1 protein-coding gene is annotated in these 234 nt (G+C 41.9%); it reads right to left on the minus strand.

Going from position 1 to position 234, the window contains the following annotated elements; all coding sequences use genetic code 11:
- The coding region (locus DVW83_RS15010; RefSeq protein ID WP_446717775.1) for a PTS sugar transporter subunit IIA at nt 1–234 on the minus strand (234 nt) is incomplete at both ends.

The following is a 234-nucleotide window of genomic DNA, read 5'->3' on the forward strand; positions in this document are numbered from 1 at the left end:
GTGCTGCTTGTGGTTCTAATTCTTCTGGTTTTACTTTCACGCCCTCTTTAGCTGTTTCAATGAACTGCGCTGCAATTTCATGTGCAGATTCCATTGAGAAGCGAGATGCGTATGCTTCGATCAACAAAGGCAAGTTCAAACCACTAACGATTGCCCATTTGTCTTTGTGTTCTTCAAACAATGTGTTTGATTGGAAGAATGGCGTTCCGCCCCCTAAATCAACTAAGAACAATA

The organism is Enterococcus sp. VV15 (assembly GCF_005236045.1).
Taxonomy (GTDB): Bacteria; Bacillota; Bacilli; order Lactobacillales; family Enterococcaceae; genus Enterococcus_B; species Enterococcus_B durans.